Annotated in this window: 1 protein-coding gene; it reads right to left on the reverse strand. The window is 62.0% G+C overall.

Going from position 1 to position 329, the window contains the following annotated elements:
* A partial coding sequence (locus tag KW848_RS32765; RefSeq protein ID WP_218539191.1) for an Ig-like domain-containing protein occupies positions 1-329 on the reverse strand: 329 nt, incomplete at both ends.

Below are 329 nucleotides of genomic sequence, written 5' to 3' on the forward strand. Positions count from 1 at the left end.
CATCGCTGTCATTGCTCAACACGTTGCCGGCTGCAACGGTGTCTTCAGCGACGGTTTGGGCATCAGCGGTCAGCACACTCGCGTCGTCGACCGGGGTGACGTTCAGGTCCAGGGTGCTGGTGGAGCCGGTGTTGGTGGTGTAGCTGACTTGCGGCACGGCACCGTTGTAGTTCTCGACCGGAGTGAAGCTGTAGTCGCCATCGGCGGCGATAGTCACTGTGCCGACGCCGGCGATAGTCGCGACTTGACCCGCAGTAAAGGAACCCGTCACGCCGGCGACGGTGAAGCCGGTCACGCTGAGGGTGTTATCGACATCGCTGTCATTGCTC

Origin of the sequence: Pseudomonas sp. PDM25 (genome assembly GCF_019219045.1) — a bacterium.
In the GTDB taxonomy this organism is placed as follows: domain Bacteria; phylum Pseudomonadota; class Gammaproteobacteria; order Pseudomonadales; family Pseudomonadaceae; genus Aquipseudomonas.